Genomic DNA, 26,192 nt, shown 5'->3' on the forward strand with positions numbered 1-26,192 from the left:
GAACGACTTCGTGCGCACGCGGGCCGGAACCAGTGGGATCTCGTCATCGGCGTCACTGAGCTGCCGCTCCGCGATGACGATGGTCGCTACCTGCTGGCGGCGGTCGATCCTCGGCGCCAGTCCGCGGTGCTGTCACTGCCTGCCCTGGGCGGGTTCCGTGTGCAGACCCGCGCGCCGCGCGGTGCGAGGACTCGTCGACGGGATGGCCGAGCCTTCCTCGCCCGAGGAACAGCGCCTGCCACTCCCCGGGCTCAGCGCCCGCGGGCGCGTGCTGCTCGGAATGGTGCTCGCCAATCGCCCATGGCTGCTGGCCGCCGGGCTCAAGTCCGCGCTGGTCGCGGCGCTGGCGACCGGGGCGGTGGCGACGATCGAGCCGACGGTGTGGTCGCTCGCCAGTTCGCTGTCGGGCTGGCGCCTGGTGGCGGCGACTGTGGCCTCCATCACGATCATCATCGCCTGGATCGTGATCGACGGCAGGCTCTGGGACCGTCCCGACGACGACTCGTCCCAGGCGCGTGAGAGATCCCGTCTCTACAACACCTCGACGCTGCTGACTCTAACCATCGGCATCATCATCTGCTATCTGGCGCTGTACGTCGTGAATCTGGCCTGGGCACTCTTCGTGCTCGACACGTCGATGATGAGCGAGTCCCTCGGCCGAACCGTCGAAGTCGGCGATCTGTTCGTGCTCACCTGGTTCGTCGCGTCGGCGGCGACACTCGGCGGGGCGTTGGGAACGGGCCTGGAGTCCGACGATGCCATCCGCGCCGCCACATACTCGAAGCGTGAAGAGGAGCGCCGGGCCCGCTTGGCCGACGAGCGCGTCTGAGGCCGTCACATGATGAAGGGGAGGGATGCCGCAGCATCCGCCCCCTTCGTCATGTTCAGCAGGTGATTGCCGCGTCGACGATCCTGGCGCAGATGTGTCGCAGTTGGCTTAAGTCCCGCCTGAAGCACGCGTCTCCGTCGCTTCGTCGGCGCGTCGCAGAAGTTGGCGCTGTCTTGAATGCACGCGGCACACGCTATTCTCTGGGCGTGGCATCTTGGGCTGACCTGTGGGACAACTGGGCAAAGATGTGGGGGTACGACGTGTGGGAATGGGGGAACGCCGCAGATTGGGTTGGAGCCTTGGGCACTACTGGGGCGTTCTTCTTCGGCTTCTACCTCTTGAGACGCGAAGCTAACGAGAAGCGAGCTGTGCACGCAGACGCCCTGCTCACTGAAGCCACCTACGTACACCACCCGTTCACAAAGCAGCACTCCGTGGTCCTGGATGTCGAGAACACCGGGAAGTACCCGGTTTCAGGCGTTGCGCTCTATCAGTACGCGCAGGGCGGTCCTGACATGATCGCCATTTTTGGTGCTCACGAGAACTTCAGATGGAAGTTCAAGCCGAGACACACTCAGCGCCGCACCGTAGACGTAGAGAAAGACCCGCGTGAACTCAAACTCTTCGTTGAGTTCACCGACGTGAACGGGACGAACTGGTACCGTCGCCTCGACGACGGTCGCTACTTCTCTCGGCGTGAATTCAATCGGATCTACTGGGGCACTTGGTTCGGAGAACCTGACAAGGCGAAGATTCGCAAGAAGGCGAAGAAGGAGGCTATCCAACCTCCCAAGACAGACGCTTCGGGGGCCGCGCTCTTCCCCGGAGTCGTATCCGCTCCGCCTGCCGTCGATCAGAAGGCTCCGGTCAGCACGGACAGTGATCACAGCCACGAAACGCGCGTGACAGAGGAGTCTTCCCCCGCTACTAAGAAAAGCCAGAAGAAGAAGAAGAAGAAGACGACGAAGACACGAGCGGCGCCGCAAGGCAAACACAAAGAGTCTGACTGAGATCGCGATAGTTTCGCCCGAAGCCCCACCGTCGTCTGGTGGGGCCGCTCCAGCCCATCAGAAACCTCGCGCTGACATCGCCGTGCAGAAATCGCGGAGCTGGTCAGCGAACTCAGAGACGAGGGAGCTAGCGAACTCCGCGCGAGCGAGGCGACCTCGCAGCCAGGTCGGCCTCCGCGTGCGACAATCGAACGGACGCTCCGGCCGGCCCCAAATCGCCAAGAAGGGCGCCGGATCGCTCCGACGCCCTCCCCTGATCACTGGCTACCGGGCAATGAACGACCGGCCGCAGCGGCCGCACGAGCGCTGACCGAGGCCGAGGCGCTGGTAAGGGCCGAACTTCGTGCGGCAGTACGGGCAGGTGACGTAGATCAGGCCGTTGACCCGACGCGTAGCCACCTCAGAACCGCCCAACCGAGCCAGTGACGTCGTCGACGAGAGCCGTCGGCGCGTACAGCTTCACCGACTGAACGCCCTGCTGCGCGGCCATCTTCGAGTTGTACATCTCCGAGGTCGCGATCACCTGCCCGTTGGGGGCGATGAGGTTGAAGTAGTACTGCCAGCCGTTGCTGGCCTTCTTGATCACAAAACGAGCCATGTGGAAATCCTCCAATCGGATTCGAATGACACGCGCGAAAGTCCACAAGTTCTTGTCGCACGTCGCCGTCACGCGTACTTTGGAGGAAGTTTCGGTCTTCGAATGAAACTTCCGCCCCTCGGATCAGTTGGTAGCTGATCTGAGGGGCTTTTTCCGTAGTTACCTGTCGGTAGCTCTCATTTTAGTCGAGCGACCGGACATACACAGGGTTCACAAGGGGTTCGAGTTACACCGGTGTAGTTCAGCCAACACGCCTACGGCAGTTGTACGCAGGTTCTGCACTGCTTCTTCCACAGATGCAGGAGAGAGATCGAAAGTCAAAAGCCGCGTGATCCCGCGGAATTCAATGCCCGGGATGTGAGTTATCCACAGGCGAGCTTGACTTTCTTGGTTTGCATTAGAATATGTCCGAACTGTCCGAGATTCGGAATGCGCCTCGGCGTGTCGTGACCGTCGGGCGTGTCGCGGCTCGTGCCCCAGGGTCCGCGCGCTGCGGGCGGTTCACGTAGAACCTGTTCGTGCCCGCCTCGATGGATGAGACGACCTGCGCGACCGCCCACTGGCACGCAGTGATTCAGGCAATCGACTTGTCGGAGCCCGGCACTAGCCTGAGCGCATGTCTGACGGAATCACACTCTTCATCGAAACCAAGGACGGAGTGCGACGCCGAACCATCCTGCCTGCCGTACCCCTACCTCCCGAAATGGAGCGTGGCATCGCAGCGGAGAATGCCATCCGCGCCGCCGCGGCCATCTGGGGCATGCCCGACTTCGTCTTCGAGCCCGCCCACGAGACCAGCGGCAGCGGGGTGCGCGAAGTCGGGGACGGCATTCTCATCACGAGCGGAACCGCGGTGATGATTCAGTCGAAAAGCCGCGAGCAATCGGGAGGCCTAGAAGAGCGAGAGTCGAACTGGCTCACGAAGAACATCACGAAGGGCCTGAAACAGGGCGCCGGCTCCATCCGGTTTCTGTCGACTCGACCTGTTGCCATGCGCAATAAGCGAGGCCGAACAGTCACCATCGACGGCACGACCCTCACCTGGATTTCCCTCGTCCTCGTAGACCACGACAAGGTGCCGGACGGCTACATGCCGCCGGACACGCCCTCTAATGCGGTCGTGATATTGAGACGAGACTGGGAGTTCCTGTTCAACCAACTTCGTTCCGCGCGCTCCGTCGTCAGCTACTTGCGGAGGGTCGCCGGGGAGAACGTCGCCCTCGGCACCGAGCCCGTTCGTTACCACGAGCTGGCCCTCGCCGATCTTGACGTTGCACCCCCATCTGCTCCGGAATGGGCTACCCGCGGCGCCACAGTATCGTCAGTCCCCCTCGCACCGCTCGACCCTGCAGGCACGGCCGCCACGTCCGCGCACTTCATTCTCCGCACCATCCAAGAAGATGTCGCGCTGTGCAGCATCCCCGCGGAGGAAGAGCTGACGCGAATTGAGCTCCTCTCACGCCTGGACAGCATCCCTGTAGCTTCCAGGAGCGATCTCGGAGAGAGGCTGCAGGCCTACATGTCAGAAGCGAAGACCTGGTCGCGGCGTTCCCTCATCACCTCAGCACGCATCTACCTTCCCATCGCCGGCGACGAGTTCGACTCGCCCATCGTCTTCATGATTGCCTCGAGGTTGGACGAAATGGCCAAGATGGTCTTCCACGCCAGAGTCGAACTGCAGCATCACGATTTCTTCGCCATCGCCGATATGGCGAACTTGACCACTATCGGCGTGCTCCTGACTCCGGGGACCACGTCGGGTCGCGATTGGGACACAACGTTCATCGCCGCACGCGGGGACCTTGGTCTGGATGGTGACTACGTCGATGCAATCCGGGAACAGCTGACCAACACCCTACGAACTCAGTAGTGCGCCGGCTCGCGAGGCAGGGCCATCCATCCCTGCCCGCTCAACGACCAGCCAGCCCCATTTCCTTCCGGTGAGGGCGACACAGCGAGTCGATAAGGTGGCGGCATGGGTGCCGTCTACATACTCCACAACTGCGCTTTCCCAAAGCTCGTCAAGATCGGGATGACGACGGGGTCGCCTGAAGCGCGGGCGAAGCAGTTATACAGCACGGGAGTTCCTTCCCCATTCGTCGTCCTCTACGCCCAATCGACGGAGAATCCGAGAATGCTCGAACGAGCCATTCACGCGGAACTCGCGGAGTTTCGCGACACCCAGAACCGAGAGTTCTTCCGCACGGCTCCGCGCCGCGCGATTGACACGCTTCTGCGACTTGCCAGCGAGGAGGCACCTGCCGCCGCCACAACCGAGGTCGACGTGACTGAGCGGGTTCGGCGACGTTGGGGCGTGGTTCTCGCACCTGATCTCATCTCCGCCATCCTCAGGCGCACACAATTCGGTATGACGATTGTCGCGACATTCCAACGGGCAGGTGAAGAAGTCACCACGAAGTCCGACCTGGAGATGGTGTGGGATGACAACGGCCCGATCTTCGGCCCTGATGCCGATATCGACACCGCAGCCTCGCTGCTCGAAGATGTCGACGCGGTCACGCTCGTCTTGGTCACTGACCTCATCAATCCATCTATCGCCGACGCCATTCGCGATGCTCGGGATCACGGCGTGGACGTCGAAGAGATCGACGGAGCCCTCGATGTGGTCTTATCGTTCGAGGACACTACGGCTCAGGCGGTCATAGAGGAGATCGATGGGCTCGAACGGGCATCGTGGGAGGTCGCAAGCGGCTTCGTCAGTCACGGCCAGTGATCCGTCGTCCGATCCCCCGAGTACCGTCGAAGCATGCAACCTGAACCGGCGAGTGTTCCACCGCCCGTGCCCGCCGTTCCGAGCGAGTACGTTCAGGCGGGGTGGGACTGGTTCAGCGACAGCGTGCACACTCTCGTCGAAGACCTTTACCCGGTGCTCCAAAGAGTCACCCGCCACACCCTCGACGAGCTACCCGATGTCGCCGACGACGCCGCGCCTGAAGAGGAGTCCGCTGACTTCCGGCAGTTCTCGCATCAGCACGACATGCAGATATCACTGGAAACAGCGCTCACGTTCGACGTTGGAACAGCGCTCGGGCACGTCCTCGAGCTCGCCGAGAGCCTCGGCGACCAACAGACCAGCGAGATGGTCGGGTTCATGTCGGATGTGGCCACGGCGAGCGGCAACGTACTGTCTCTGACGGACAGCAACCCTACTGAGAACTTCATCGCAGCCGTCCAGACGATGGAGATTGAGTTCGACGAAGACGGAAACCACAACCTCTCCCTCATCATCACTCCGGCGCTCCACGATCTGCTCCGGAAGAACCCTCCAACCGAGGAGCAGGGGCGACGCTTCGACGCCATCATCGCCGCGAAACGAGAGGAGCAGCGTGCTTCACGCAGCCGTCGGCGCCTTTCTTGACACCGTCACCGAGCGAGAGTTTGACCCGACGCTGCTCGCCGTTCTCGCAGCTCAGGGCTTTTACGATATCCACTTCATTCACGGGGCGTTTGAGTTCGGTAAGGACGTCGTTGCGAAAAGACGGCACCCGGAGACAGGCGTCGTCGAGCAGTATGCGATTCAGTCCAAGGCCGGCGACATCGGTCAGAGCGAATGGAGGGCTGTGCGTCCGCAGCTGGAGGAAGTCGGGTACAACACACGTGCTCACCCTCACTTCGATGACGCCATCCCTCGCGTTGCTGTGCTCTTGGCCACGGGCCGCCTGAAAGGTGCCGCCCCCACCGATGCTCAGGAGTATGCAGCGGCTATCCACCGCAGGAACGAGTGGCGTATCGAGTTCTGGGACAGAGAACACCTGGCCGCGTGGCTCGTGTCGAACCCGGAGTTGGCTTTGGTCTCTCTCGATGAGCAAATCGAACTGCAGCGCATGCTCAGCGACATTCGCTCCGACGCCGTCGATGAGCCTTCCCTCGAGCGATTCACTCGCCGTTGGATTGATGCTCCCAAGCCCGGGGTCGCGTCCCTCGAAGCGGCGATGCTCATCAGCGCTTTCCGGGTGGGGCGCCGCCTGGATCTCGCCTCGATGTGCGCCCTGCACCTATTCCGTGGAGCGTGCGGCACCAAGCTGTCCGAAACGGCCGACCTGCAAGCCAGCTCTGCCAAGCGCCTTTTCCAGAGCGTCGCGCTCGAGTTGCTGGAGGCGGTCACGCCCCATCTGGACGATCCCGCCCACCTCGCGCTCGGAGACCCCGGCCCAACCGGCATGGTCTCATACGCGGTCACTCTCGTACGCCTCACGGAGATTCTGGCGTTGGCCGCACGTTCGTCGGACTCTGCGGCCACTCGAGGCGAACTCGAACGTGTTGTCGGCGTACTCGCCACAGATCACCCTGGAGGTACGCGTCCCGTATCGGACCAGTTCGCTGTCTCCATCATTCCGACCGTTTTGGCCCTCCACCGACGCGATCCGGCGACGGCAGCCGCATACCTCCGCTCGGTAGCGAAGTGGCTGATGGACCGCACCGACCCGGCGCTCAACGGCTTGGGACTCGGGACGATGGATGACAGCCCGAGGTCGGTCGTCGAGCGACTCCTCGGAGGAGCGTTGGAGGCGACAACGCTCTCTCGCTCCCTGAGCAGTTACGTCCTCACGGTGCTGCTTGACATGTGCATCGCGCTCGACGAACAGGATCTATACCGCGACGTCCTCTCCGACGCTCAAGCACTCGGAATCACGCCGTGCACAACGAAGGTGCGCGCTGACGCCGCCGAGACATACCGGCGCGCCGGAGGTCCAGTCATTCCCGTACCGCGTCTGCAGTACCGCGAGGACGGCTCGAAGAGCCCCGACACGTCGCGAGCGACCGAGCTGGATGCGGAGGCCGTGATGCTTCTCACCGCGGCCTGTCGTAGCCGGCACGATGTCGCGGCGGTCATGAGTCTCGCGCAGGCCGACGAGGACTGAACGAGTTCGGTCGCCCGCGCCGTGCCGCGAAGACGACTACCGCGTGTACAACCGCGCACCGAGGGATTCCTCCAACAGCACCATCGCTCGAAAGTGCGGCCAGGCCGACCCGTCAAGAACACGACGAACGGTCCCCCTCATCGATACCCGCATCCGCGGCAACACGTCGAATGCCGAATGCTCTTCTCGCCCATAGCCGCGCGCAGGTTAACGACGAAGGTGCGTGCGGCCTCGCCGGCGGGGTCCGTCGACGGGACGTCTGGCCAAGACCTGGTTAGATCCATGGGAGTGGGGTGCGGCTTGTTCGGCATAGGCTTCGCACCCCACTCTCAATGGTCTCTTGCGCCAACTCCAGAATCTGAGCCAGGTCCCGTGATGTGCGCCAACTTCAAGGTGCGTCCGCGCCACAATGCATGACGCCGCACAACATGACTCAGAAGTCCCAGTCGTCGTCTTCCGTCGCCTCGGCCTTGCCGATGACGTAGGAGGAGCCCGAGCCCGAGAAGAAGTCGTGGTTCTCGTCGGCGTTCGGCGAGAGCGCCGACAGGATCGCCGGGTTCACGTTCGTGACGGTCGAGGGGAACATCGCTTCGTAGCCGAGGTTCATCAGCGCCTTGTTGGCGTTGTAGTGCAGGAACTTCTTGACGTCTTCGGTCAGGCCGACGCCATCGTAGAGGTCCTGCGTGTACTGCACCTCGTTGTCATAGAGCTCGAACAGCAGGTTGAAGGTGTAGTCCTTCAGCTCCTGGCGACGCTCCTCGGTCTCGTTCTCGAGACCCTTCTGGAACTTGTAGCCGATGTAGTACCCGTGCACGGCCTCGTCGCGGATGATGAGGCGGATCAGGTCGGCCGTGTTCGTGAGCTTCGCCTTCGACGACCAGTAGATCGGCAGGTAGAAGCCCGAGTAGAACAGGAACGACTCGAGCAGGGTCGAGGCGACCTTGCGCTTGAGCGGGTCGTCGCCCTGGTAGTAATCCATGATGATCTGAGCCTTCTTCTGAAGGTTCGGATTCTCGGTCGACCAGCGGAACGCCTCGTCGATCTCCTTCGTCGACGCGAGCGTCGAGAAGATCGAGGAGTAGCTCTTCGCGTGCACCGACTCCATGAACGCGATGTTCGTGTACACCGCCTCTTCGTGAGGGGTGATCGCGTCAGGGATCAGCGACACCGCGCCGACGGTGCCCTGGATCGTGTCGAGCAGCGTCAGACCGGTGAACACGCGCATGGTGAGCAGCTGCTCGTCGGGCGTCAGCGTGTTCCACGACTGGATGTCGTTCGACAGAGGCACCTTCTCGGGCAGCCAGAAGTTGTTCACCAGACGGTTCCAGACCTCGAGGTCCTTGTCGTCGATGATGCGGTTCCAGTTGATCGCCTGAACGCTGTCGACCAGCTTGAGCGGGGGGTGGGGAGTCATTGTTCTTCGTTTCTCGATACCTGGGTCACTGAGCCTGTCGAAGCGTCACAGCATGCAGCTGACGCACTCGGTCATGTCGGTGCCCTCGAGCGCCATCTGACGCAGACGGATGTAGTAGATCGTCTTGATGCCCTTGCGCCATGCGTAGATCTGAGCCTTGTTGATGTCACGCGTCGTGGCGGTGTCCTTGAAGAACAGCGTCAGCGACAGGCCCTGGTCGACGTGCTGGGTGGCGGCGGCGTAGGTGTCGATGACCTTCTCGTAGCCGATCTCGTACGCGTCCTGGTAGTATTCCAGGTTGTCGTTCGTCATGAACGCAGCCGGGTAGTAGACGCGACCGAGCTTGCCTTCCTTGCGGATCTCGATCTTCGACGCGATCGGGTGGATCGACGACGTCGAGTTGTTGATGTACGAGATCGAGCCGGTCGGCGGCACCGCCTGCAGGTTCTGGTTGTAGATGCCGTGCTCCTGGATCGACGCCTTCAGCGCCACCCAGTCCTCCTGCGTCGGGATGTGCTGGCCCGCGAAGAGCTCCTTGACCTTCTCGGTCTCGGGCACCCAGGCGCGCTCGATGTACTTGTCGAAGAAGGTTCCCGACGCGTACGTCGAGTCCTCGAAGCCGTCGAAGGCCTGCTTGCGCTCGATCGCGAGGTTGTTCGAGGCGCGCAGCGCGTGGAACAACACCGTGTAGAAGTAGATGTTCGTGAAGTCGATGCCCTCTTCGGAGCCGTAGTAGACGTGCTCGCGAGCCAGGTAGCCGTGCAGGTTCATCTGGCCGAGGCCGATGGCGTGCGAGCGGTCGTTGCCGTCTTCGATCGAGCGCACCGAGCGGATGTGGCTCTGGTCGCTCACCGCGCTCAGCGCGCGGATCGCGGTCTCGACGGTCTGTCCCAGGTCATCGGCATCCATCGACAGCGCGATGTTCATCGAGCCGAGGTTGCAGGAGATGTCCTTGCCGATCTGGTCGTACGACAGGTCGTCGTTGTACGTGGTCGGCGTGTTCACCTGCAGGATCTCGCTGCAGAGGTTGGACATGTTGATGCGGCCCTTGATCGGGTTGGCCTTGTTCACCGTGTCCTCGAACATGATGTACGGGTAGCCCGACTCGAACTGGATCTCGGCGATGGTCTGGAAGAACTCACGCGCGTTGATCTTGGTCTTCTTGATGCGCGCGTCGTCGACCATCTCGCGGTACTTCTCGGTGACCGAGATGTCGCCGAAGGGCACGCCATAGACCTTCTCGACGTCATACGGCGAGAAGAGGTACATGTCCTCACCGTTCTTGGCGAGCTCGAACGTGATGTCGGGCACGACGACACCCAGCGACAGCGTCTTGATGCGGATCTTCTCGTCGGCGTTCTCACGCTTGGTGTCGAGGAAGCGCATGATGTCGGGGTGGTGCGCGTTGAGGTACACCGCGCCGGCACCCTGGCGGGCACCGAGCTGGTTGGCGTAGCTGAAGCTGTCTTCGAGGAGCTTCATCACGGGGATGATGCCCGAGGACTGGTTCTCGATCTGCTTGATCGGCGCACCGGCCTCGCGGATGTTCGAGAGTAGCAGTGCCACTCCGCCGCCACGCTTGGAGAGCTGGAGTGCGGAGTTGATGCCGCGGGCGATCGACTCCATGTTGTCTTCGATGCGCAGCAGGAAGCAGCTGACGAGCTCGCCGCGCTGCGCCTTGCCCGAGTTGAGGAAGGTCGGGGTCGCGGGCTGGAAGCGTCCGGAGATGATCTCCTCGACCAGAGCGACGGCGAGCTTCTCGTCGCCGCCGGCGAGGCCGAGGGCGGTCATCACGACGCGGTCCTCGAAGCGCTCGAGGTAGCGCTTGCCGTCGAAGGTCTTGAGCGTGTAGCTCGTGTAGTACTTGAAGGCGCCGAGGAAGGTCTCGAAGCGGAACTTCTTGCTGTACGCGAGGTCGTTGAGCTTCTGGATGAACTCGAGCGAGTACTGCTCGATGACGGCGGGCTCGTAGTACTCCTTCTCGACGAGGTAGTCGAGACGCTCCTTGAGCGAGTGGAAGAACACGGTGTTCTGGTTGACGTGCTGGAGGAAGTACTCGCGTGCCGCCCTCTTGTCGGCGTCGAACTGGATCTTGCCGTTCGCGTCGTACAGGTTCAGCATGGCGTTGAGGGCGTGATAGTCGAGACCCTCGTAGCTCGGGTTCATCTTGAACGCCACCGTCTCGGTCACGGCGTCATGCTCTTCGACTGCAGTTCCCACTGTCTTTCCAATCCGTCGCTCACGCGATCAACATCGTCCTGTGTGCCGAAGATCTCGAGCCGATACAAGTGAGGCACGTTGCACTTGCGGCTGATGATGTCACCGGCGAGGCAGAAGGACTCGCCGAAGTTGGTGTTGCCCGCGGAGATCACTCCGCGGATGTGGCGCCGGTTTCGCTCGTCGTTGAGGAACCGGACCACCTGCTTGGGTACGGCACCTTTTTCGACACCCCGCCCCTCACCCCCGCCATAGGTGGGGGTGACCAGCACGAAGGGCTCGTCGACGACGAGTTCTTCCTCCTGCCGGAGGAGCGGGATACGTCGGGCCGGAAGCCCGAGCTTCTCGACGAAGCGCGCGGTGTTACCCGAGGCGCTCGAGAAGTAGACCAGGAGCGGCGCGGCGGTCGCGACGGCGCTCATACTCTTCCCCTTGGGTTGGTGAGCTCGTCGAACTACGCCAGACGAGACGCGAGCTCGTCGATCTTGTCGGGACGGAAGCCCGACCAGTGTCCCTCGTCGGTGACGACGACGGGCGCCTGCATGTAGCCCAGCGCCTTGACCTGCTCCAGGGCCGTCGGGTCCTCCGACAGGTCGAGGATCTCGTACTCGATGCCCTTGGCGTCGAGCGCGCGGTAGGTGGCGTTGCACTGAACGCAGGACGGCTTGGTGTAGACCGTGATCGACATCTTTTCGCTTCCCCTCAAATCTCTGGCCTGCTTCTGGATCAGGCTGTTTTCCGGCAGACCCTCGCCGGGATCTCAATACTACATATAGGTACGGACATTCAGGGTGACCACTAGGGGTAGTAGTTACATCCGTGTAGTTTTCCACCGCTCTCCACTGTTACAACACAGGTTCTCCACCGTTTCTTCCACAGGCAGGAGCCCTCGGAGAGGGGTCGCGAACCGCGAGAAATCGCGCCTCTCGAACCCCCGCCGGGGATCCATCCACAGGTGGCACCGTACGCGCGGGTTCCGACATTCGATTTCCTGTGGAAAGTGGTCCTCGGCGTGTCGCGGCGTGTCGTCCGAACCACGCTTCGACGGGTGTCCCCGGCGCCCGGTAGCGTTGACCTGTGGCGGGATACACGGACCTTCTTCGCACGCCCGGAGTGGCGCGCATGATCGCGGCACAGCTGACCGCTCGGTTCCCGAACGGCATGACCTCGCTGGCGATCCTCCTGCACGTCGAGCAGCAGACCGGCTCCTACGGATCGGCCGGTCTCGTGCTCGCCGCGACCAGTGTGGGCCAGGCCGTCGCCGGTCCGATCACGAGCCGATGGATGGGCGCGTGGGGCATGCGCCGCGTGCTCGCCCTCACTCTCGGCGTCTGCGTCGTGGCGGTGCTCGGTCTCGCGCTCCTCCCCCTCACCGTGCCCGGCTACATGATCCTCGGCATGATCGCGGGCCTCTCGACCCCGCCCGTGCAGGCCGCCGTGCGCACCATCTATCCCAAGCTCGTGAACTCGCGTCAGCTCACGCCGCTGTTCTCGCTCGACGCCTCGCTGCAGGAGATCATCTGGGTGCTCGCCCCCGTCGTGATCACGCTCGTGTCGACGCAGGTCGGCACAGCCGAGGGCCTGCTGCTCGTGGCGGTGGTGCTCGTCGGCGGCGGAGCGTGGTTCATCCTCTCCCCCGAGGTCGGCCGCGTGCGCATCCCGCGCAGCCGCAGCGCACTCGGCAAGGTCGTCCTCAAACCGCCGGTGCTCCTCGCCACCATCATCGGCTTCCTGCTCATCGGTGCATGCTCGGCGGTCGAGGTCGGCGTCGTCGCGACGTTCGAGCACGGCAGCCTGGCGGCGGGTCTCGTGCTCGCGGTGTTCGCCGTCGGCAGCCTCGCCGGCGGACTCTCGTTCGGCCACATCCCGATCGGCCCGTGGGCGATGGCCCGCCGCCTCACGATCGTCACGATCGGCCTCGCCCTCACGATGTTCGCCCTCAACGAGTTCTGGCTCGGCGGCACCCTGATTGTCGCCGGTGTCGGCATCGCCCCGGCTCTGGCGGTGCTGTTCGCCATCACGACGGCGAGCGTCAAGTTCAGCGAGACCGCCGAGGCGTTCGGCTGGGCGGGCACCGGGCAGCTCATCGGAGCAGCCGCCGGGTCTGCCGTGGCCGGGTTCCTCGTCGACGCGACGGATCCCCGCGGCGCCTATCTCGCGGCGACCCTGTTCGCGGCGGCGGGACTCGTCGTCTCGATCGTCTTCGTCCGCTCCTTCCCCGACCTGCGTCACCGCGACGCGAGCCCCCACCCCGACACCGAACCCCTGGCGGTCACGCCTTCATGAGCTCCGAGTTCCCCTCGTCCGCTGTCCCGGAGGTCGTCTGCGTGGGCGAGTCCATGGGACTCGTCACGGCCCTGGGCGCCCCCCTCGCCGAGACCGAGACGGCTGCGCTCGGACTCGCCGGCGCAGAGGGCAACGTGGCGGTCGGCCTCGTCTCGGCGGGCCACCGCGCCGCCTGGGCTTCGCGCCTTGGCGACGATCCGATCGGCGTGCGCATCTCCACTGAGCTCTCGCGCCGCGGAGTCGACCTCTGGGTCACGACGGACGCGGATGCTCCGACCGGTGTCATGTTGAAGGATCCCGGCATCGAGTCCTCCTCCGTCTATTACTACCGCCGCGGGTCGGCTGCGTCGCTCATGGCACCCGGGTTCCTCGACGCCGCCCAGCTCGCCGGCGTCCGGATCGTGCACACCACCGGCATCACCCCCGCACTCTCCTCGTCGTGCCGCGCGATGGTCGACCAGCTCTCCGTCGACGCTCGCGCGGCGGGCGCACTCGTCTCCTTCGACGTCAACGATCGGCGCGCGCTGTGGACCATGCAGGACGCGGCCCAGACCCTGGCCAGGCTCGCGGATGCCGCCGACATCGCGTTCGTCGGGCGTGATGAGGCCGAACGCATCTGGGGCACCGTGACGCCCCGCGAGATCCGTGCGCACCTTCCGAACTGCGCACTGCTGGTCGTGAAAGACGGCGACGTCGGCGCGACAGCGTTCCACGGCGACGTCGAGCCGGTGTTCGTTCCGGCTCCGAAGGTCGACGTCGTCGAGCCGGTCGGCGCCGGCGATGCCTTCGCGGCAGGCTTCCTCGCCGCGACCCTCGAGGACGCCGACCTCGCGGCGAGACTGACCGCCGGGCACGCCGCCGCGGCCCGCGTGCTCACCACGCACGGCGATCTGCCCCCGCTGATCTGACCCCGCGTGACTGCTGTCGGGCTGCCCTGCGCATCCCGGTCGTAGGCTGAGAGCATGCCCGCATCGCTCTCGCTGCCTCGCATCTCCTGGGGAGACCCGTCATCCGATCGCCGCGTCCTCCTCGTGCACGGTCTCGGCTCGTCCGGTGCGCTCATGTGGCGTGTGGGCGCCGGCCTGGCTGACGCCGGCTGGCACGCGACCGCGGTCGATCTGCGCGGCCACGGCGATGCGCCGCGCGCCCTCGACTACTCGGTCGCCGCATACGGCGCCGACCTCGTCGCGACACTCCCCGACGGCGGCGGACCGTGGGATGCCGTCGTCGGGCACTCGCTCGGAGGGGCCTCCGCCACGGTGGCCGCGGCATCCGCCCCCGCCTGGACCCGCCGACTCGTGCTCCTCGACCCCGCCATCCTCGTCGGCGGTCGCGATGCGGCGATCGTCCGCAAGAGTCAGGAGCGCGCCTTCGCCGACAACAGGGTCGAACTGGTGCGGCAGGAGCATCCGCACTGGCATCCCCAGGACTGGGAGCTCAAGGTCGATGCGGTGCACCGTACGAGCGCCTGGGCGGTCGAGCAGACGAGCCGGCAGAACACCCCTTGGGACGTCACGGCGGATGCCGCGCGGCTGACCGTCCCCACGCACGTGATCGCCTCGGATCCCGCGGTCTACAGCATCTTCACGGGTGATGTCGCGGCGGCAGTTCTCGCATCGAACTCGCTCATCACGATGTCGGTCGTCCCGGGATCGGGGCACTCGTTGCACCGCGACAAGCCCGAGGAGACCATCCGACAGCTGGAAGAGGCACTCGCATGACCACGTTCGATCCGACCGCGTTCCTCCCCGACGATCTGCTCGCGCGCATCCGCGAACGCGCGCCGATCCACGACCGCGACAACACCTTCCCGCAGGACGACCTCGACGAGCTCCGCGACGCCGGCTATCTCTCGATCCTCGTGCCGACCGAGCGCGGCGGCGCGGGGCTCGGACTCGTCGAAGCCGCGATCCTGCAGCAGCGCCTCGCCACGGCTGCCCCGGCCACGGCCCTCGCGATCAACATGCACCTCGTCTGGACGGGCGTCGCCAAGGTCTTCTCCGATCGCGGAGTCACGGGTCTCGAATTCGTGCAGGACGGCGCTGTCGCCGGCGAGGTCTTCGCGTTCGGCATCAGCGAGGGCGGCAACGACCTCGTGCTGTTCGGCAGCGACACCGATGCCGTACCGACCGCCGATGGCGGCTACTCGTTCACCGGCACCAAGATCTTCACCTCGCTCGCGCCCGTCTGGACGAGGCTCGGGCTGCACGGTCTCGACACCACGAGCGCCGACGCCCCCAAGCTCGTGTTCGCCTTCGTCGAGCGCACCGATGCGGTCGCCACGGGCGACGACTGGGACACCCTCGGCATGCGCGGGACGCAGAGCAGGACGACCCGTGTGAACGGAGCAGTCGCGGATGCCGCGCACGTGGTGCGCCGCATCGATCCCGGCCCGAACCCCGACCCGATCGTGTTCGGCATCTTCTCGGTCTTCGAGATCCTGCTCGCCTCGGTGTACACCGGCATCGCCCGGCGCGCGCTCGATCTCGCGGTCGAGACCGCCCAGAAGCGCCGCTCGAAGAAGACGGGCGCCGCCTACAGCCAGGATCCCGACATCCGCTGGCGCATCGCCGACATGGGCCTCGCGTATGACGCTCTGCCCCCGCAGATCGCCGCGCTCGCGCGGGAGGTCGACGAGCGGGTCGACAACGGCGCCCGCTGGTTCACCCTGCTCTCCGGCGTCAAGCACCGCGCCATCACCATGTCGAAGCACGTCGTCGATCAGGCCATGCTCGTCGCGGGCGGCGGCTCGTACTTCTCGTCGAACGAGCTCTCCCGGCTGTACCGCGATGTGCTCGCGGGGGCGTTCCACCCGTCCGATCCCGAGTCGGCGCACGCCACCGCGGCGAGCGCCTGGCTGGGCCCGCTCGACGCCTAATCGCAGTATTCTGCGGTTTCCCCGCCACAGAACTGAAAATTCTGCGGAATCGGTTGAAGAGAGGCCGCTCCGGTGCGAGGATCGCATCATGCCGTCCTCGAAGAAGCACCCTCCATTGGATGACGTCGCGAAGACGATCATCGAGCTGCTGCAAGAGGACGGGCGACGCTCGTACTCCGACATCGGCCGCGAGGTGGGTCTCAGCGAGGCCGCCGTGCGGCAGCGCGTGCAGCGCCTCACCGAGTCGGGTGTGATGCAGATCGTCGCCGTCACCGACCCGATGCAGCTGGGCTTCCCCCGGCAGGCGATGATCGGCATCCGCGTCTCCGGTGACACCCGGGTCGTCGCGGAGGCCATCGCCGAGATCCCCGCGATCGACTACGTCGTGATCACGGTCGGATCCTTCGACATCCTCGCCGAGGTCGTGTGCGAAGACGACGAAGACCTCCTCGCGCTGATCAACGACCGCATCCGGCCGATCGACGGGGTGCTGTCGACCGAGACCTTCATCTACGCCAAGCTGCAGAAGCAGCTCTACAACTGGGGGACCAGATGAGCACGCACCGCACGACACCGTCCGAGGCCGAACTCCAGGCGATGGCCAAGGACCATCTGTGGATGCACTTCACGCGCCAGTCCACGGTGGAGAAGAGCGGTGTGCCGATCATCGTCAAGGGTGACGGCCACCGCATCTGGGACTCGAAGGGCAAGGAGTACTTCGACGGCCTCGCGGGCCTGTTCGTCGTCAACGCCGGGCACGGACGCCGTCGTCTCGCCGAGGCCGCAGCGAAGCAGGCATCCGAGCTCTCGTTCTTCCCGCTGTGGTCGTACGCGCACCCCGCAGCGATCGAACTCGCCGACCGCCTCGCCGACGAGGCACCCGGAGACCTCAACCGCGTGTTCTTCTCGACCGGAGGCGGCGAGGCCGTCGAGACCGCTTTCAAGCTCGCCAAGCACTACTGGAAGCTGCAGGGAAAGCCCACCAAGCACAAGGTCATCTCGCGCTCGGTCGCCTACCACGGCACCCCGCAGGGAGCCCTCGCGATCACCGGCATCCCGGCGATGAAGTCGATGTTCGAGCCGGTCACCCCCGGCGGCTTCCGCGTGCCCAACACCAACTTCTACCGCGCGGCAGAGATGGGCGGCCCGAGCGACGACCTGGAGGCGTTCGGCCGCTGGGCAGCCGACCGCATCGAGGAGATGATCCTGTTCGAAGGCGCAGACACGGTCGCCGCCGTCTTCCTCGAGCCGGTGCAGAACTCGGGCGGATGCTTCCCGCCCCCGCCCGGCTACTTCGCCCGGGTGCGCGAGATCTGCGACCGCCACGATGTGCTGCTCGTCTCGGACGAGGTCATCTGCGCGTTCGGTCGACTCGGTCACACCTTCGCGTGCACCGGTCTCGGCTACGTGCCCGACATGATCACGTGCGCCAAGGGTATGACGAGCGGCTACTCTCCGATCGGCGCCACGGTCATCAGCGACCGGATCTACGAGCCCTTCTCGAAGGGCGACGTCTCGTTCCCGCACGGCTACACGTTCGGAGGACATCCGGTGTCGGCGGCGGTCGCGCTCGAGAACCTCGCCATCTTCGACGAGGAGGGGCTCAACGAGCACGTGCGCGAGAACTCGCCGATGTTCCGCGCCGAGCTCGAGACCCTGCTCGATCTGCCCATCGTCGGCGACGTGCGCGGCGACGGCTACTTCTTCGGCATCGAGCTGGTGAAGGACAAGGCCACGAGGGAGACTTTCGACGACGACGAGTCCGAGCGGCTGCTGCGCGGCTTCCTGTCGCCCGCGCTGTTCGAGGCCGGACTCTACTGTCGCGCCGACGACCGCGGCGACCCCGTGATCCAGCTCGCGCCGCCACTCACGATCGGCCCCGCCGAGTTCCGCGAGATCGGTCAGATCCTGCGCGGCGTGCTCTCCGAGGCGCAATCGGTGCTCTGACGCCGGCCGGCTGGGCTCAACCGGATGCCGCAGTGCGCCGCCTCGCGAGAAGTGCGAGGTGGAGCGCCGCGATCGTCTCGCCGTCGTCGAGGTCCGCGCCCAGCAGATCGCCGATCAGCGTGAGGCGCTGATAGAACACCGACCGCGACAGGTGGCTCGCGGTGGCCGCCGCCGAGCGGTTGCCCGGGTGGGCGACGAGAGCTGCGAGCACGTCGAGCAGGTCGCCGCGGCGCTCACGATCGTGTCGGATCAGCGGCGACAGCATCCGCTCGCTGTGCTCGTGCAATCGGTGGTCGTCGCGCAGGGTCGCGACGAGCCGTTCGAGCGGGCGGTCGTCGACGCGGCGCACTCGGGCCCCGGCATCCGCTCTGTCGCTGTCGGCGAGGTCGCGGGCCGCGCGCAGTGAACCGAGGAGTCCGATCACGTCGTCGGCGACCGGCCCCACGAACACCGCGCGGTCGGGACCGGCGATGCGCAGCAGCACCTCGTCGGAGAGCACGACGGATGCCGGCACCGACAGCAGCGCCGCATCGTCGCCGTCGACGCGGGCGGCCATCACCGCGAACCCCGCCTGTCGCGCACGGTAGGCGAGCTCGCTGGTCGACGCGCTGCCTCGCGCGACGAGACCGTGACAGTGACGCCCGGCCAGTGCAAATCCTCCGGCACGCAGCCGTGCATCGATGTCCTCGGCCTTGGCGAAGCGCGCGCCGAGCAGGTCGTCGATCACCCCGCGCTGGGCGAGCAGCGACCATTCGGCGTCACCGCCGTCGGCGATGCATCCGAACGCGAGGGCCGTCGCGCCCTGCTCGAGCACCGTGACGCGACCTGCGGGGTGCGCAGGGCCCGGAAGCGCGACGAGCGTGCCCCACCGCACTCCCCTGGCCTGCACGGGCACGCGCTCGGCAGCACCACGACGATCGAGCACCTCGGCGATCGGCATTCCCAGCCCCTCGGTCGCGATCACCTCGCCCGCGAGATTCTCGAGGACCACCGCAGCGCCGAGCGCTCGGGCGGTCTCCGACACCACGACGTCGGCCGGAGACCCCTGCAGGCTCAGCGTCGTGAAGAGCTCGTGCAGGTGCTGTCGCTGATGCAGGGCGTCGGTCTGGGCTGCGATCAGCGCATGATGCACCGCCTCGGTCACGGCGACGAACTTGACCTCGTGAGTGAGGGCGATGAGCGCGAGGCCCACCGTGGCGCAGACGTCGACGACCGGCTGTGGCACCGCCTGCCCCGCGGTCTTCAGCTCGAACACGATCCCGGCGATGTCCGCGCGATGCAGGCTCGACGCGAAGTCCCGCAGCTCGGCGTCATCGACCGGCCACCCCGCCCCGGTGGTCAGCAGCAGCTCGCCGCCGTCGAGCAGACGCGCGACTCCGACGCTGTCGGACACGTGCACCCAGCGCACGGCGGCGTCGAGAGCGGCGCCGCCGACGATCACGTCGGGCTCGCCCTGCTGCACCGCGGCCTCCGCGAGGACGTCGGCGACCGTCAGGAAGACCGCACTCGCCGGACGATCTGTCCGATCGTCGGCGATCTCGCTACGTTCTGACACCGTTAATTCTCCTCGCGCTCTGTGATCATGGGAGGAAGTCAGCGTATCGCGCCTCGGTCAGAGTGTTCGATACGGATTCCGCACCCCGAAGGAGCCCCGTGGACATCGTCCGTCACCTCATCAATGGAGCAGAGACCGCGGATGCGGCGCGCACGGGTCAGGTCTTCGACCCGGCCACCGGTCAGGTCACGAAGCAGGTCGCCTTCGCCTCCACCGCCGAGGTCGACGAGGCGATCGCCGCCGCGGCATCCGCTCTGCCCGCGTGGCGCGAGACGAGCCTCATCAAGCGCGCCGACGTGTTCTTCCGTCTGCGTCAGCTGCTCAAGGAGCGCACGCCCGAGCTCGCGGCGATCGTCACGTCGGAGCATGGCAAGGTGCTCTCGGATGCCGCGGGCGAGGTCTCGCGCGGCATCGAGAACGTCGAGTTCGCCGCCGGTCTCGTGCACCTGCTCAAGGGCGAGCGCAGCGAGCAGGTCTCGCGTGGCGTCGACGTGCACTCGGTCAAGCAGCCCGTCGGCGTCGTCGCCGCGATCACCCCGTTCAACTTCCCGGTGATGGTGCCGCTGTGGATGGTGGCCTCGGCGATCGCGTGCGGCAACACCGTGGTGCTCAAGCCGAGCGAAAAGGATCCGTCGGCGTCGGTCTGGCTCGCGAAGCTCTTCCAGGAGGCGGGTCTTCCCGACGGCGTGCTCAATGTCGTGCACGGCGACAAGGAGGCCGTCGACGCGCTGCTCGAGTCGCCGCGCGTGAACGCGATCAGCTTCGTCGGCTCGACCCCCATCGCCCGGTCGATCTACCAGCGCGCGTCGACCGCGGGCAAGCGCGTCCAGGCGCTCGGCGGGGCGAAGAACCACATGGTCGTGATGCCGGATGCCGACATCGACGCTGCAGCCGACGCCGCCGTCTCCGCCGCGTACGGCTCGGCCGGCGAGCGCTGCATGGCCGTGTCGGTGCTCGTCGCGGTCGGCGACATCGCCGACGACCTGGTCACCGCGATCGCCTCGCGCATCGAGGGCCTCACGATCGGCGCGGGCACGGATGCCGCGAGCGAGATGGGTCCGCTCATCACCCGCGAGCACCGCGACCGCGTCGCCTCGTACGTGACGGGTGCCGCCGCCGAGGGAGCGACGGTCGTGGTCGACGGCACGACGACGCAGTTCGACTCCGAGGGCTTCTTCATCGGAGTCAGCCTGATCGACCAGGTCGCCCCGGGCATGAAGGTGTATGACGACGAGATCTTCGGTCCGGTGCTCTCGGTCGTGCGCGTCGAGACCTACGCCGAGGCCGTCGAGCTCGTCAACGCGAACGCCTACGGCAACGGCACCGCGATCTTCACGCGCGACGGCGGCACCGCCCGCCAGTACGAGTTCGACATCGAGGTCGGCATGGTCGGCGTCAACGTGCCGATCCCCGTGCCGATCGGGGCCTACTCGTTCGGCGGATGGAAGGACTCGCTGTTCGGCGACTCGCACATCTACGGTCCCGAGTCGGTGCACTTCTACACTCGGTCGAAGGTGGTCACCACGCGCTGGCCCGACCACACGCCCTCGCAGATCGACCTGGGCTTCCCGAGCAACCACTGAGCTCCCGAGCGGACAGAGAACGGAGACACGAGACATGACGAACTACACCGACCGCCACGGTGCATCCCACACGCTGCCTGCCCCCGAGGCCGAGGCGCAGGTGCGCGCGGATGACCGCGGCCACGTCTTCCACTCCTGGAGCGCCCAGGGCCTGATCGATCCGCTCCCCGTCGCCGCGGGTGAGGGCTCGACGTTCTGGGACTACGCCGGCAACGCCTACCTCGACTTCTCGAGCCAGCTGGTGAACCTGAACCTCGGGCACCAGCATCCCGACCTCGTCGCGGCGATCCAGCAGCAGGCGGGGCGGCTCTCGACGATCCAGCCCGCGATGGCCAACGACGTGCGGGGCGAGCTCGCACGACTCATCGTCGAGGTCGCGCCCGAGGGCTTCGAGAAGGTCTTCTTCACGAACGGCGGCGCCGAGGCCAACGAGTACGCGGTGCGCATGGCCCGCCAGTCGACCGGTCGCCACAAGGTCCTCTCGATGTACCGCAGCTATCACGGGTCGACCTCGACCGCGATCTCGCTGACGGGCGACCCTCGTCGATGGGCCAACGGCACGCCCGACTCGGGAGCCGTGCGCTTCTTCGGGCCGTACCTGTATCGCTCGCCGTTCCACGCCGAGACGCCCGAGCAGGAGTCCGAGCGCGCACTCGCCCACCTCGAGCAGACGATCCAGCTCGAGGGGCCGCAGACCATCGCCGCGATCATCATCGAGACCGTGGTCGGCACGAACGGTGTGCTCGTGCCGCCGCCCGGATACCTGCCGGGCGTGCGCGAGCTGTGCGACCGCTACGGCATCGTCTACATCGCCGACGAGGTCATGGTCGGCTTCGGCCGACTCGGCGAGTGGTTCGGCATCGACGCCTACGGCGGGCGCCCGGACCTCATCACCTTCGCCAAGGGCGTGAACTCGGGCTACGTGCCCCTCGGCGGCGTCGTGATCTCGGAGCGCATCGCGAAGGCGTTCGACACCACACCGTTCGCCGGCGGACTCACGTACTCCGGCCACCCGCTCGCGTGCGCCGCGGGTGTGGCGACGTTCGAGGTGTTCCGCCGTGACGGCATCCTCGAGCGCGTGCGCGATCTCGGCGAGCGCATCGTCGAGCCGACGCTGCGCCGCTGGGTCGAGACCCACCCGAGCGTCGGAGAGGTACGGGGCCGTGGACTGTTCTGGGCCGTCGAGCTCGTGCGCGACAAAGAGACACGCGAGCCGCTGGTGCCGTTCAACGCGAGCGGAGCGGATGCTGCGCCGGTCGCCGCCTTCGCCGCCGCCGCGAAGAAGGCCGGCGTCTGGCCGTTCACGCACTTCAACCGCATGCACGTCGCGCCGCCGCTCGTGATCAGCGAGGACGACCTGGTGCGCGGCCTCACGGTGCTCGACGAGGCTCTCGCCGTCGCCGACGAGGCAGCCACGAGCTGACAGTGCCGTGAGTCGCAGCCGCTGCTGCGCGTGGCGCTTCTCAGCTCCGTCTCCGCCGTCGCCATATCTCGGCATTCAGAATCAGGAAAGTGTTCCCCGCAATACCCGCAGGGGGCAAACTGCATCCGGGTTGGTACGGACTGGAACGGGACGACCGTGACCGGGTCTACCGCATACGTCTCTCGTGGAGCGTTCAGCGATCGGTTCACCGACTACGACGCGTTCTACGTCCCCGCTGGGTACTGCGCTCGCGCTTACCGAACCGCTGGAAAAGGAGCGGTCCAACTCGGCACCACGAACCGTATCGGCACGACAGGAAAATGGGTCAAGGTCGACAATCTGGGTGCTTACGTCGTTCTGAAGAGCGGCGTAAGCGGCTAGACAAGAGGAGCGCGACCGGCCAGACCCTACTTGCGGTCGAAGTCGAACGCCTTGAGCAGCTCGTCGACAGCCTTGTCGCGCTCCTCCCCGCCCTCCTCGAACATGTGCGTCACGTGCGTGCGCAGATGGTTCTCGAGCAGCAGACGGTTCAGGGACTCCAGCGAACGCTGGATCGCGCGGGACTGCGTGATGATGTCCATGCAGTACTCCTCGTTCTCGATCATCCGCGCGACGCCGCGCATCTGACCCTCGAGGATGCTGGTGCGGTGCAGTGCGCGCTTCTTGATGTCTTCGATCACGATTCGAGGGTACTCGGATCCTGCCGCTGTCAGCCCTCGAACGGGTTCAGCACCGAGAGGCCGGGGATCTCGAAGTCCTTCGTGTTGCGCGTCACGAGACTCAGCCCGTGGTGCAGCGCGGTCAGCGCATCGCTCAGCTGGCAGTCCCGATGTCAGAGGTCGACATCACGCCCGAAATCGCGAGCCCTGTCGGCGGCGATCTCGTCCATAATCTGACCGAACAGATCGTCGGGATCTGCCCCGTCGGGCAGCGGCAGGATGATGTCCAGGAACGACCGAGAACCCGCGACCGGACCCGCAGTTCGGAGCCGTTCATACTCCCCGATGCTCAGCAGCACGTACGCGGGCGCGCCGTTTCGGGTGATTATCACGGGCTGGTCATCGGCGACCCGCTGAGCGCGGGCGGCGGATCGCTTGAACTCTCGGGCTGTCAAGGTGAACACGATGGGCCTCGTCTCGGATGGTCGTGGAACTACATCCCAAGAATGGCTCGCGGATACGCCAGCTACCCGCCATACCGGAACAGGACCGGACACAGATCCCCGTGAAAGGATGACGTCATGCCGCGAACCCCGATGGCGCTCCTGTCGCCCGCAGACCAGGTGCGACTGCGCGCCCTCCGCCGCATGAAGGCGGTGGCCCTCGGCGCACTGATCTTCATGGCCGTCGCGTTCGTGATCGCGTTCGCGTTCCAGGAACGGCAGCCGTGTCTGGCCTATGTGCGCGCCGCGGCCGAAGGCGGCATGGTCGGTGCCCTCGCCGACTGGTTCGCCGTGACCGCGCTGTTCCGGCGGCCCCTCGGACTGCCGATTCCGCACACGGCGATCATCCCGAACCGCAAAGACGAGATCGGCCGCACGCTCGGCGAGTTCGTCGAGACGAACTTCCTCGAGGCGAGCGTCGTACGCACCAAGCTCGCCAGCACCGCCATCTCGAAACGAGCCGGTGAGTGGCTGCGTGAGCCTGCGCACGCCGAGCGTGTGGCGGCTGAGGGAGCGACGATCGCGACAGCCGTGCTCAACGCGCTCAGCGACGACGACGTGCGCGACCTCATCACCGACCTCGCCCGCGAGCACCTCGTCTCCCCCGAGTGGGGTCCGCCGGCCGGCGCCTGGCTCGAGAAGATCGTCGAGGCGGATGCCCACCATGGAGCCGTCGACCTCGCCGCCGACAGCATCGCCCGCTGGCTGGACGCGAACGCCGAGTCGTTCTCGGGGCTCATCTCGCGGAGACTCCCGGGGTGGGTGCCGAAGCTCGCGCACCGCTTCGTCGACGACACCGCCTACAACGAGGCGGTGAAGTTCGTGCGGGCCGTGCAGGCCGATCCGCAGCATCCGGCCCGCATCGCCGTCGACGGCTACCTCGCCCGTCTCGCCGACAGCCTGCAGAACGACCCGGCGACCCGCGCGAAGCTCGAGAACGCCAAATCGTCGCTCTTCGACAGCCCCCGAGTGGGCGCCCTCGCCGCGGAGGCGTGGAACACGGCCAAGAACGGACTGCTCACCGCCCTCGCCGACCCCGAGAGCGGCCTGCGCGTGCGTGCAGCCCAGGCTCTGCAGGAGGTCGGCGACAGGCTGACGACGGATGCCGCGCTGCAGCACCGCGTCGACACCTGGGTGTCGGATGCCGCCGTGTTCCTCGTCGACCGGTACCGCCACGACATCGCGTCGATCATCACAGACACCGTCGAGCGCTGGGACCCGGTCGAGACCACCGAGAAGATCGAGCTCATGGTGGGGCGTGACCTGCAGTACATCCGTCTGAACGGCACCTTCGTCGGCGCCCTTGCGGGGCTCGCCATCTTCACGATCGCGCACCTGCTGATTCCCGGGGTCTGACCGTGCGGATCGTCGTGTCGGGCACTCACGCGAGCGGCAAGAGCACGCTGATCTCCGACTTCCACGCGGCACATCCCGAGTACACGGTGCTCGGCGACCCGTTCGACGACATCGACTCCCACGATCCGAGCAGCGCGGCCTGCTTCGTGGCGCAGCTGCGCGTGACGGTCGCGCGTCTGCGGGAGTCGGCGGGCGAGAGATCCGTCATCTTCGAGCGCGGTCCCCTCGACTTCCTCGCCTACCTCACCGCGCTCGAGATGCTCGGCCGCGGAGACGACGCGCTCCTCGCGCGAGCCCACGAGCTGGTCGAGTCATCGATGGCCGACATCGATCTGATCGCCGTCGTGCCGCTGGATCCACGGCATCCGATCGACCTTCCCGACGACGAGGACCCGGAGCTCCGAGAGGCGATGGAGGACGCTCTTCTCGAAGCACTCGACGATCTCGAACGCGCGGGCGACATGCCTTCGATCGCGATGCTCACCGGGAGCCCTGGCGAGAGACTCGTGCAGTTGGAGCAGGCTGCGGCCCTCTGAGACCGGGTCCGCCGTGGCCGAGACGCACGGCAGCTCCAGGACCTCATCACTCGTCCGACCTGACATTCCGGTCAGAGGAACAGCGGGAGCAACGATCCGACGAGACCGATCACGCCGACACCCGCGAACACGATCCCGAGCGTCGTGACAACTCGTCGCAGATGCGGCGGATCCCCCACGCGAGCGCGAGAGGGATCGTTCGCACTGACGACGCCGGGCGCCCAGCCCTCGTGCGGAATCACGGACTCGCCGCGCTTCAGCGGCCTCTCGTGAAAGTCTCCCCCGGCGAACCAGCGGGCGAACGACGAGCCCTCCCGTTCGACGATCGCGATCTCGATGCGGTGCCACGGGCCTTCGATCGCACGGATCAGCATTGCCAGCAGGAGCAGCGGCAGCCCGATTCCCAACCCCACCCAGGACAGCACCTCGCCGACGAGAGCGAGGGTCTCCAGAGCGTCCATGGCTCTATCGTAAAGTCGCCGATCGGCGGTCGCGGCGCCTCCGCCTCGGCGCGG

25 protein-coding genes are annotated in these 26,192 nt (G+C 65.9%); 16 read left to right on the forward strand and 9 right to left on the reverse strand.

Annotated elements, in window-relative coordinates; genetic code table 11:
• Positions 1–202 precede the first annotated feature (202 nt).
• Both IXW21_RS18240 and IXW21_RS07505 read left to right on the forward strand, forming a co-directional pair.
• Positions 203–829 carry a hypothetical protein gene (locus IXW21_RS18240; protein ID WP_228528285.1) on the forward strand — a complete coding sequence of 209 codons (627 nt, stop codon included), beginning with the start codon at positions 203–205 and terminating at the stop codon, positions 827–829.
• Between the two features lie 206 nt (positions 830–1,035).
• Complete coding sequence (locus tag IXW21_RS07505; RefSeq protein WP_194763643.1) at positions 1,036–1,839, forward strand: hypothetical protein; 804 nt, start codon at positions 1,036–1,038, stop codon at positions 1,837–1,839.
• Between the two features lie 400 nt (positions 1,840–2,239).
• Here the strand turns inward: IXW21_RS07505 and IXW21_RS07510 are convergent, their stop codons facing one another.
• Positions 2,240–2,437 (reverse strand): YegP family protein, encoded by a 198-nt coding sequence (locus IXW21_RS07510; protein WP_194763644.1) that lies wholly within the window; start codon positions 2,435–2,437, stop codon positions 2,240–2,242.
• A gap of 616 nt (positions 2,438–3,053) precedes the next feature.
• Here IXW21_RS07510 and IXW21_RS07515 point away from each other — a divergent pair.
• From IXW21_RS07515 to IXW21_RS07530, 4 genes are all read left to right on the forward strand, one after another.
• Positions 3,054–4,307: a hypothetical protein gene (locus tag IXW21_RS07515; protein WP_194763645.1), complete on the forward strand. Its 1,254-nt coding sequence runs from the start codon at positions 3,054–3,056 to the stop codon at positions 4,305–4,307.
• 105 nt (positions 4,308–4,412) lie between these two features.
• Complete coding sequence (locus tag IXW21_RS07520; protein WP_194763646.1) at positions 4,413–5,171, forward strand: GIY-YIG nuclease family protein; 759 nt, start codon at positions 4,413–4,415, stop codon at positions 5,169–5,171.
• A gap of 123 nt (positions 5,172–5,294) precedes the next feature.
• Positions 5,295–5,816: a hypothetical protein gene (locus tag IXW21_RS18550; protein ID WP_194763647.1), complete on the forward strand. Its 522-nt coding sequence runs from the start codon at positions 5,295–5,297 to the stop codon at positions 5,814–5,816.
• Positions 5,785–7,320, forward strand: a complete 1,536-nt coding sequence (locus tag IXW21_RS07530) for a restriction endonuclease (RefSeq protein WP_194763648.1) — start codon at positions 5,785–5,787, stop codon at positions 7,318–7,320. The genes IXW21_RS18550 and IXW21_RS07530 overlap by 32 nt, the downstream gene beginning before the upstream one ends.
• A 433-nt stretch (positions 7,321–7,753) precedes the next feature.
• On the opposite strand, the gene nrdF is transcribed toward IXW21_RS07530, so the two are convergent.
• Genes nrdF through nrdH form a run of 4 tightly spaced genes read right to left on the reverse strand, consistent with a single transcriptional unit; the run spans position 7,754 to position 11,639 of the window.
• Positions 7,754–8,734 carry a class 1b ribonucleoside-diphosphate reductase subunit beta gene (gene nrdF, locus IXW21_RS07535; protein ID WP_194763649.1) on the reverse strand — a complete coding sequence of 327 codons (981 nt, stop codon included), beginning with the start codon at positions 8,732–8,734 and terminating at the stop codon, positions 7,754–7,756.
• Positions 8,735–8,779: 45 nt separating this feature from the next.
• Positions 8,780–10,900 (reverse strand): class 1b ribonucleoside-diphosphate reductase subunit alpha, encoded by a 2,121-nt coding sequence (gene nrdE / locus IXW21_RS07540; protein ID WP_194763781.1) that lies wholly within the window; start codon positions 10,898–10,900, stop codon positions 8,780–8,782.
• 20 nt (positions 10,901–10,920) lie between these two features.
• Entirely contained in the window at positions 10,921–11,373 is a 453-nt protein-coding gene (gene nrdI, locus IXW21_RS07545) for a class Ib ribonucleoside-diphosphate reductase assembly flavoprotein NrdI (protein WP_194763650.1), read from the reverse strand.
• Positions 11,374–11,405: 32 nt separating this feature from the next.
• The gene (gene nrdH / locus IXW21_RS07550; protein ID WP_017828869.1) at positions 11,406–11,639 is read right to left on the reverse strand and encodes a glutaredoxin-like protein NrdH; all 234 of its coding nucleotides are present in this window, start codon (positions 11,637–11,639) and stop codon (positions 11,406–11,408) included.
• A gap of 389 nt (positions 11,640–12,028) precedes the next feature.
• Between nrdH and IXW21_RS07555 the strand changes: the two genes are divergently transcribed.
• From IXW21_RS07555 to IXW21_RS07580, 6 genes are all read left to right on the forward strand, one after another.
• Positions 12,029–13,237, forward strand: coding sequence for an MFS transporter (locus IXW21_RS07555; protein ID WP_194763651.1), 1,209 nt, complete (start codon positions 12,029–12,031; stop codon positions 13,235–13,237).
• Positions 13,234–14,145, forward strand: coding sequence for a sugar kinase (locus IXW21_RS07560; RefSeq protein ID WP_194763652.1), 912 nt, complete (start codon positions 13,234–13,236; stop codon positions 14,143–14,145). Before IXW21_RS07555 ends, IXW21_RS07560 begins: the two co-directional genes overlap by 4 nt.
• Positions 14,146–14,199: 54 nt before the next feature.
• Positions 14,200–14,958 carry an alpha/beta fold hydrolase gene (locus IXW21_RS07565; RefSeq protein WP_194763653.1) on the forward strand — a complete coding sequence of 253 codons (759 nt, stop codon included), beginning with the start codon at positions 14,200–14,202 and terminating at the stop codon, positions 14,956–14,958.
• Complete coding sequence (locus IXW21_RS07570) at positions 14,955–16,115, forward strand: acyl-CoA dehydrogenase family protein (protein WP_194763654.1); 1,161 nt, start codon at positions 14,955–14,957, stop codon at positions 16,113–16,115. The genes IXW21_RS07565 and IXW21_RS07570 overlap by 4 nt, the downstream gene beginning before the upstream one ends.
• Positions 16,116–16,203: 88 nt before the next feature.
• The gene (locus IXW21_RS07575) at positions 16,204–16,671 is read left to right on the forward strand and encodes an Lrp/AsnC family transcriptional regulator (protein WP_194763655.1); all 468 of its coding nucleotides are present in this window, start codon (positions 16,204–16,206) and stop codon (positions 16,669–16,671) included.
• The gene (locus IXW21_RS07580) at positions 16,668–18,062 is read left to right on the forward strand and encodes an aspartate aminotransferase family protein (protein WP_194763656.1); all 1,395 of its coding nucleotides are present in this window, start codon (positions 16,668–16,670) and stop codon (positions 18,060–18,062) included. Before IXW21_RS07575 ends, IXW21_RS07580 begins: the two co-directional genes overlap by 4 nt.
• 16 nt (positions 18,063–18,078) lie before the next feature.
• Here the strand turns inward: IXW21_RS07580 and IXW21_RS07585 are convergent, their stop codons facing one another.
• Positions 18,079–19,617 (reverse strand): PucR family transcriptional regulator, encoded by a 1,539-nt coding sequence (locus IXW21_RS07585; protein ID WP_323742188.1) that lies wholly within the window; start codon positions 19,615–19,617, stop codon positions 18,079–18,081.
• Between the two features lie 98 nt (positions 19,618–19,715).
• Between IXW21_RS07585 and IXW21_RS07590 the strand changes: the two genes are divergently transcribed.
• On the forward strand, positions 19,716–21,200 hold the full coding sequence (locus IXW21_RS07590; protein WP_194763657.1) for a CoA-acylating methylmalonate-semialdehyde dehydrogenase: 1,485 nt from the start codon (positions 19,716–19,718) through the stop codon (positions 21,198–21,200).
• 34 nt (positions 21,201–21,234) lie between these two features.
• Positions 21,235–22,623, forward strand: coding sequence for an aspartate aminotransferase family protein (locus tag IXW21_RS07595; RefSeq protein WP_194763658.1), 1,389 nt, complete (start codon positions 21,235–21,237; stop codon positions 22,621–22,623).
• A 407-nt stretch (positions 22,624–23,030) separates the two neighbouring features.
• Here the strand turns inward: IXW21_RS07595 and IXW21_RS07600 are convergent, their stop codons facing one another.
• Together IXW21_RS07600 and IXW21_RS07605 are read right to left on the reverse strand one after the other, a co-directional pair.
• Positions 23,031–23,303: a metal-sensitive transcriptional regulator gene (locus tag IXW21_RS07600; RefSeq protein WP_194763659.1), complete on the reverse strand. Its 273-nt coding sequence runs from the start codon at positions 23,301–23,303 to the stop codon at positions 23,031–23,033.
• A gap of 152 nt (positions 23,304–23,455) precedes the next feature.
• On the reverse strand, positions 23,456–23,746 hold the full coding sequence (locus tag IXW21_RS07605; RefSeq protein ID WP_323742189.1) for a type II toxin-antitoxin system prevent-host-death family antitoxin: 291 nt from the start codon (positions 23,744–23,746) through the stop codon (positions 23,456–23,458).
• Between the two features lie 117 nt (positions 23,747–23,863).
• Here IXW21_RS07605 and IXW21_RS07610 point away from each other — a divergent pair, with 117 nt between their 5' ends.
• Positions 23,864–25,141: a DUF445 domain-containing protein gene (locus IXW21_RS07610; RefSeq protein ID WP_194763660.1), complete on the forward strand. Its 1,278-nt coding sequence runs from the start codon at positions 23,864–23,866 to the stop codon at positions 25,139–25,141.
• Between the two features lie 14 nt (positions 25,142–25,155).
• Complete coding sequence (locus IXW21_RS07615) at positions 25,156–25,677, forward strand: AAA family ATPase (RefSeq protein ID WP_323742190.1); 522 nt, start codon at positions 25,156–25,158, stop codon at positions 25,675–25,677.
• A 71-nt stretch (positions 25,678–25,748) separates the two neighbouring features.
• Here the strand turns inward: IXW21_RS07615 and IXW21_RS07620 are convergent, their stop codons facing one another.
• Positions 25,749–26,138: a hypothetical protein gene (locus IXW21_RS07620; RefSeq protein WP_194763662.1), complete on the reverse strand. Its 390-nt coding sequence runs from the start codon at positions 26,136–26,138 to the stop codon at positions 25,749–25,751.
• Between the last annotated feature and the right edge of the window lie 54 nt (positions 26,139–26,192).

It is taken from the genome of Microbacterium sp. UFMG61, from assembly GCF_015354505.1.
In the GTDB taxonomy this organism is placed as follows: domain Bacteria; phylum Actinomycetota; class Actinomycetes; order Actinomycetales; family Microbacteriaceae; genus Microbacterium.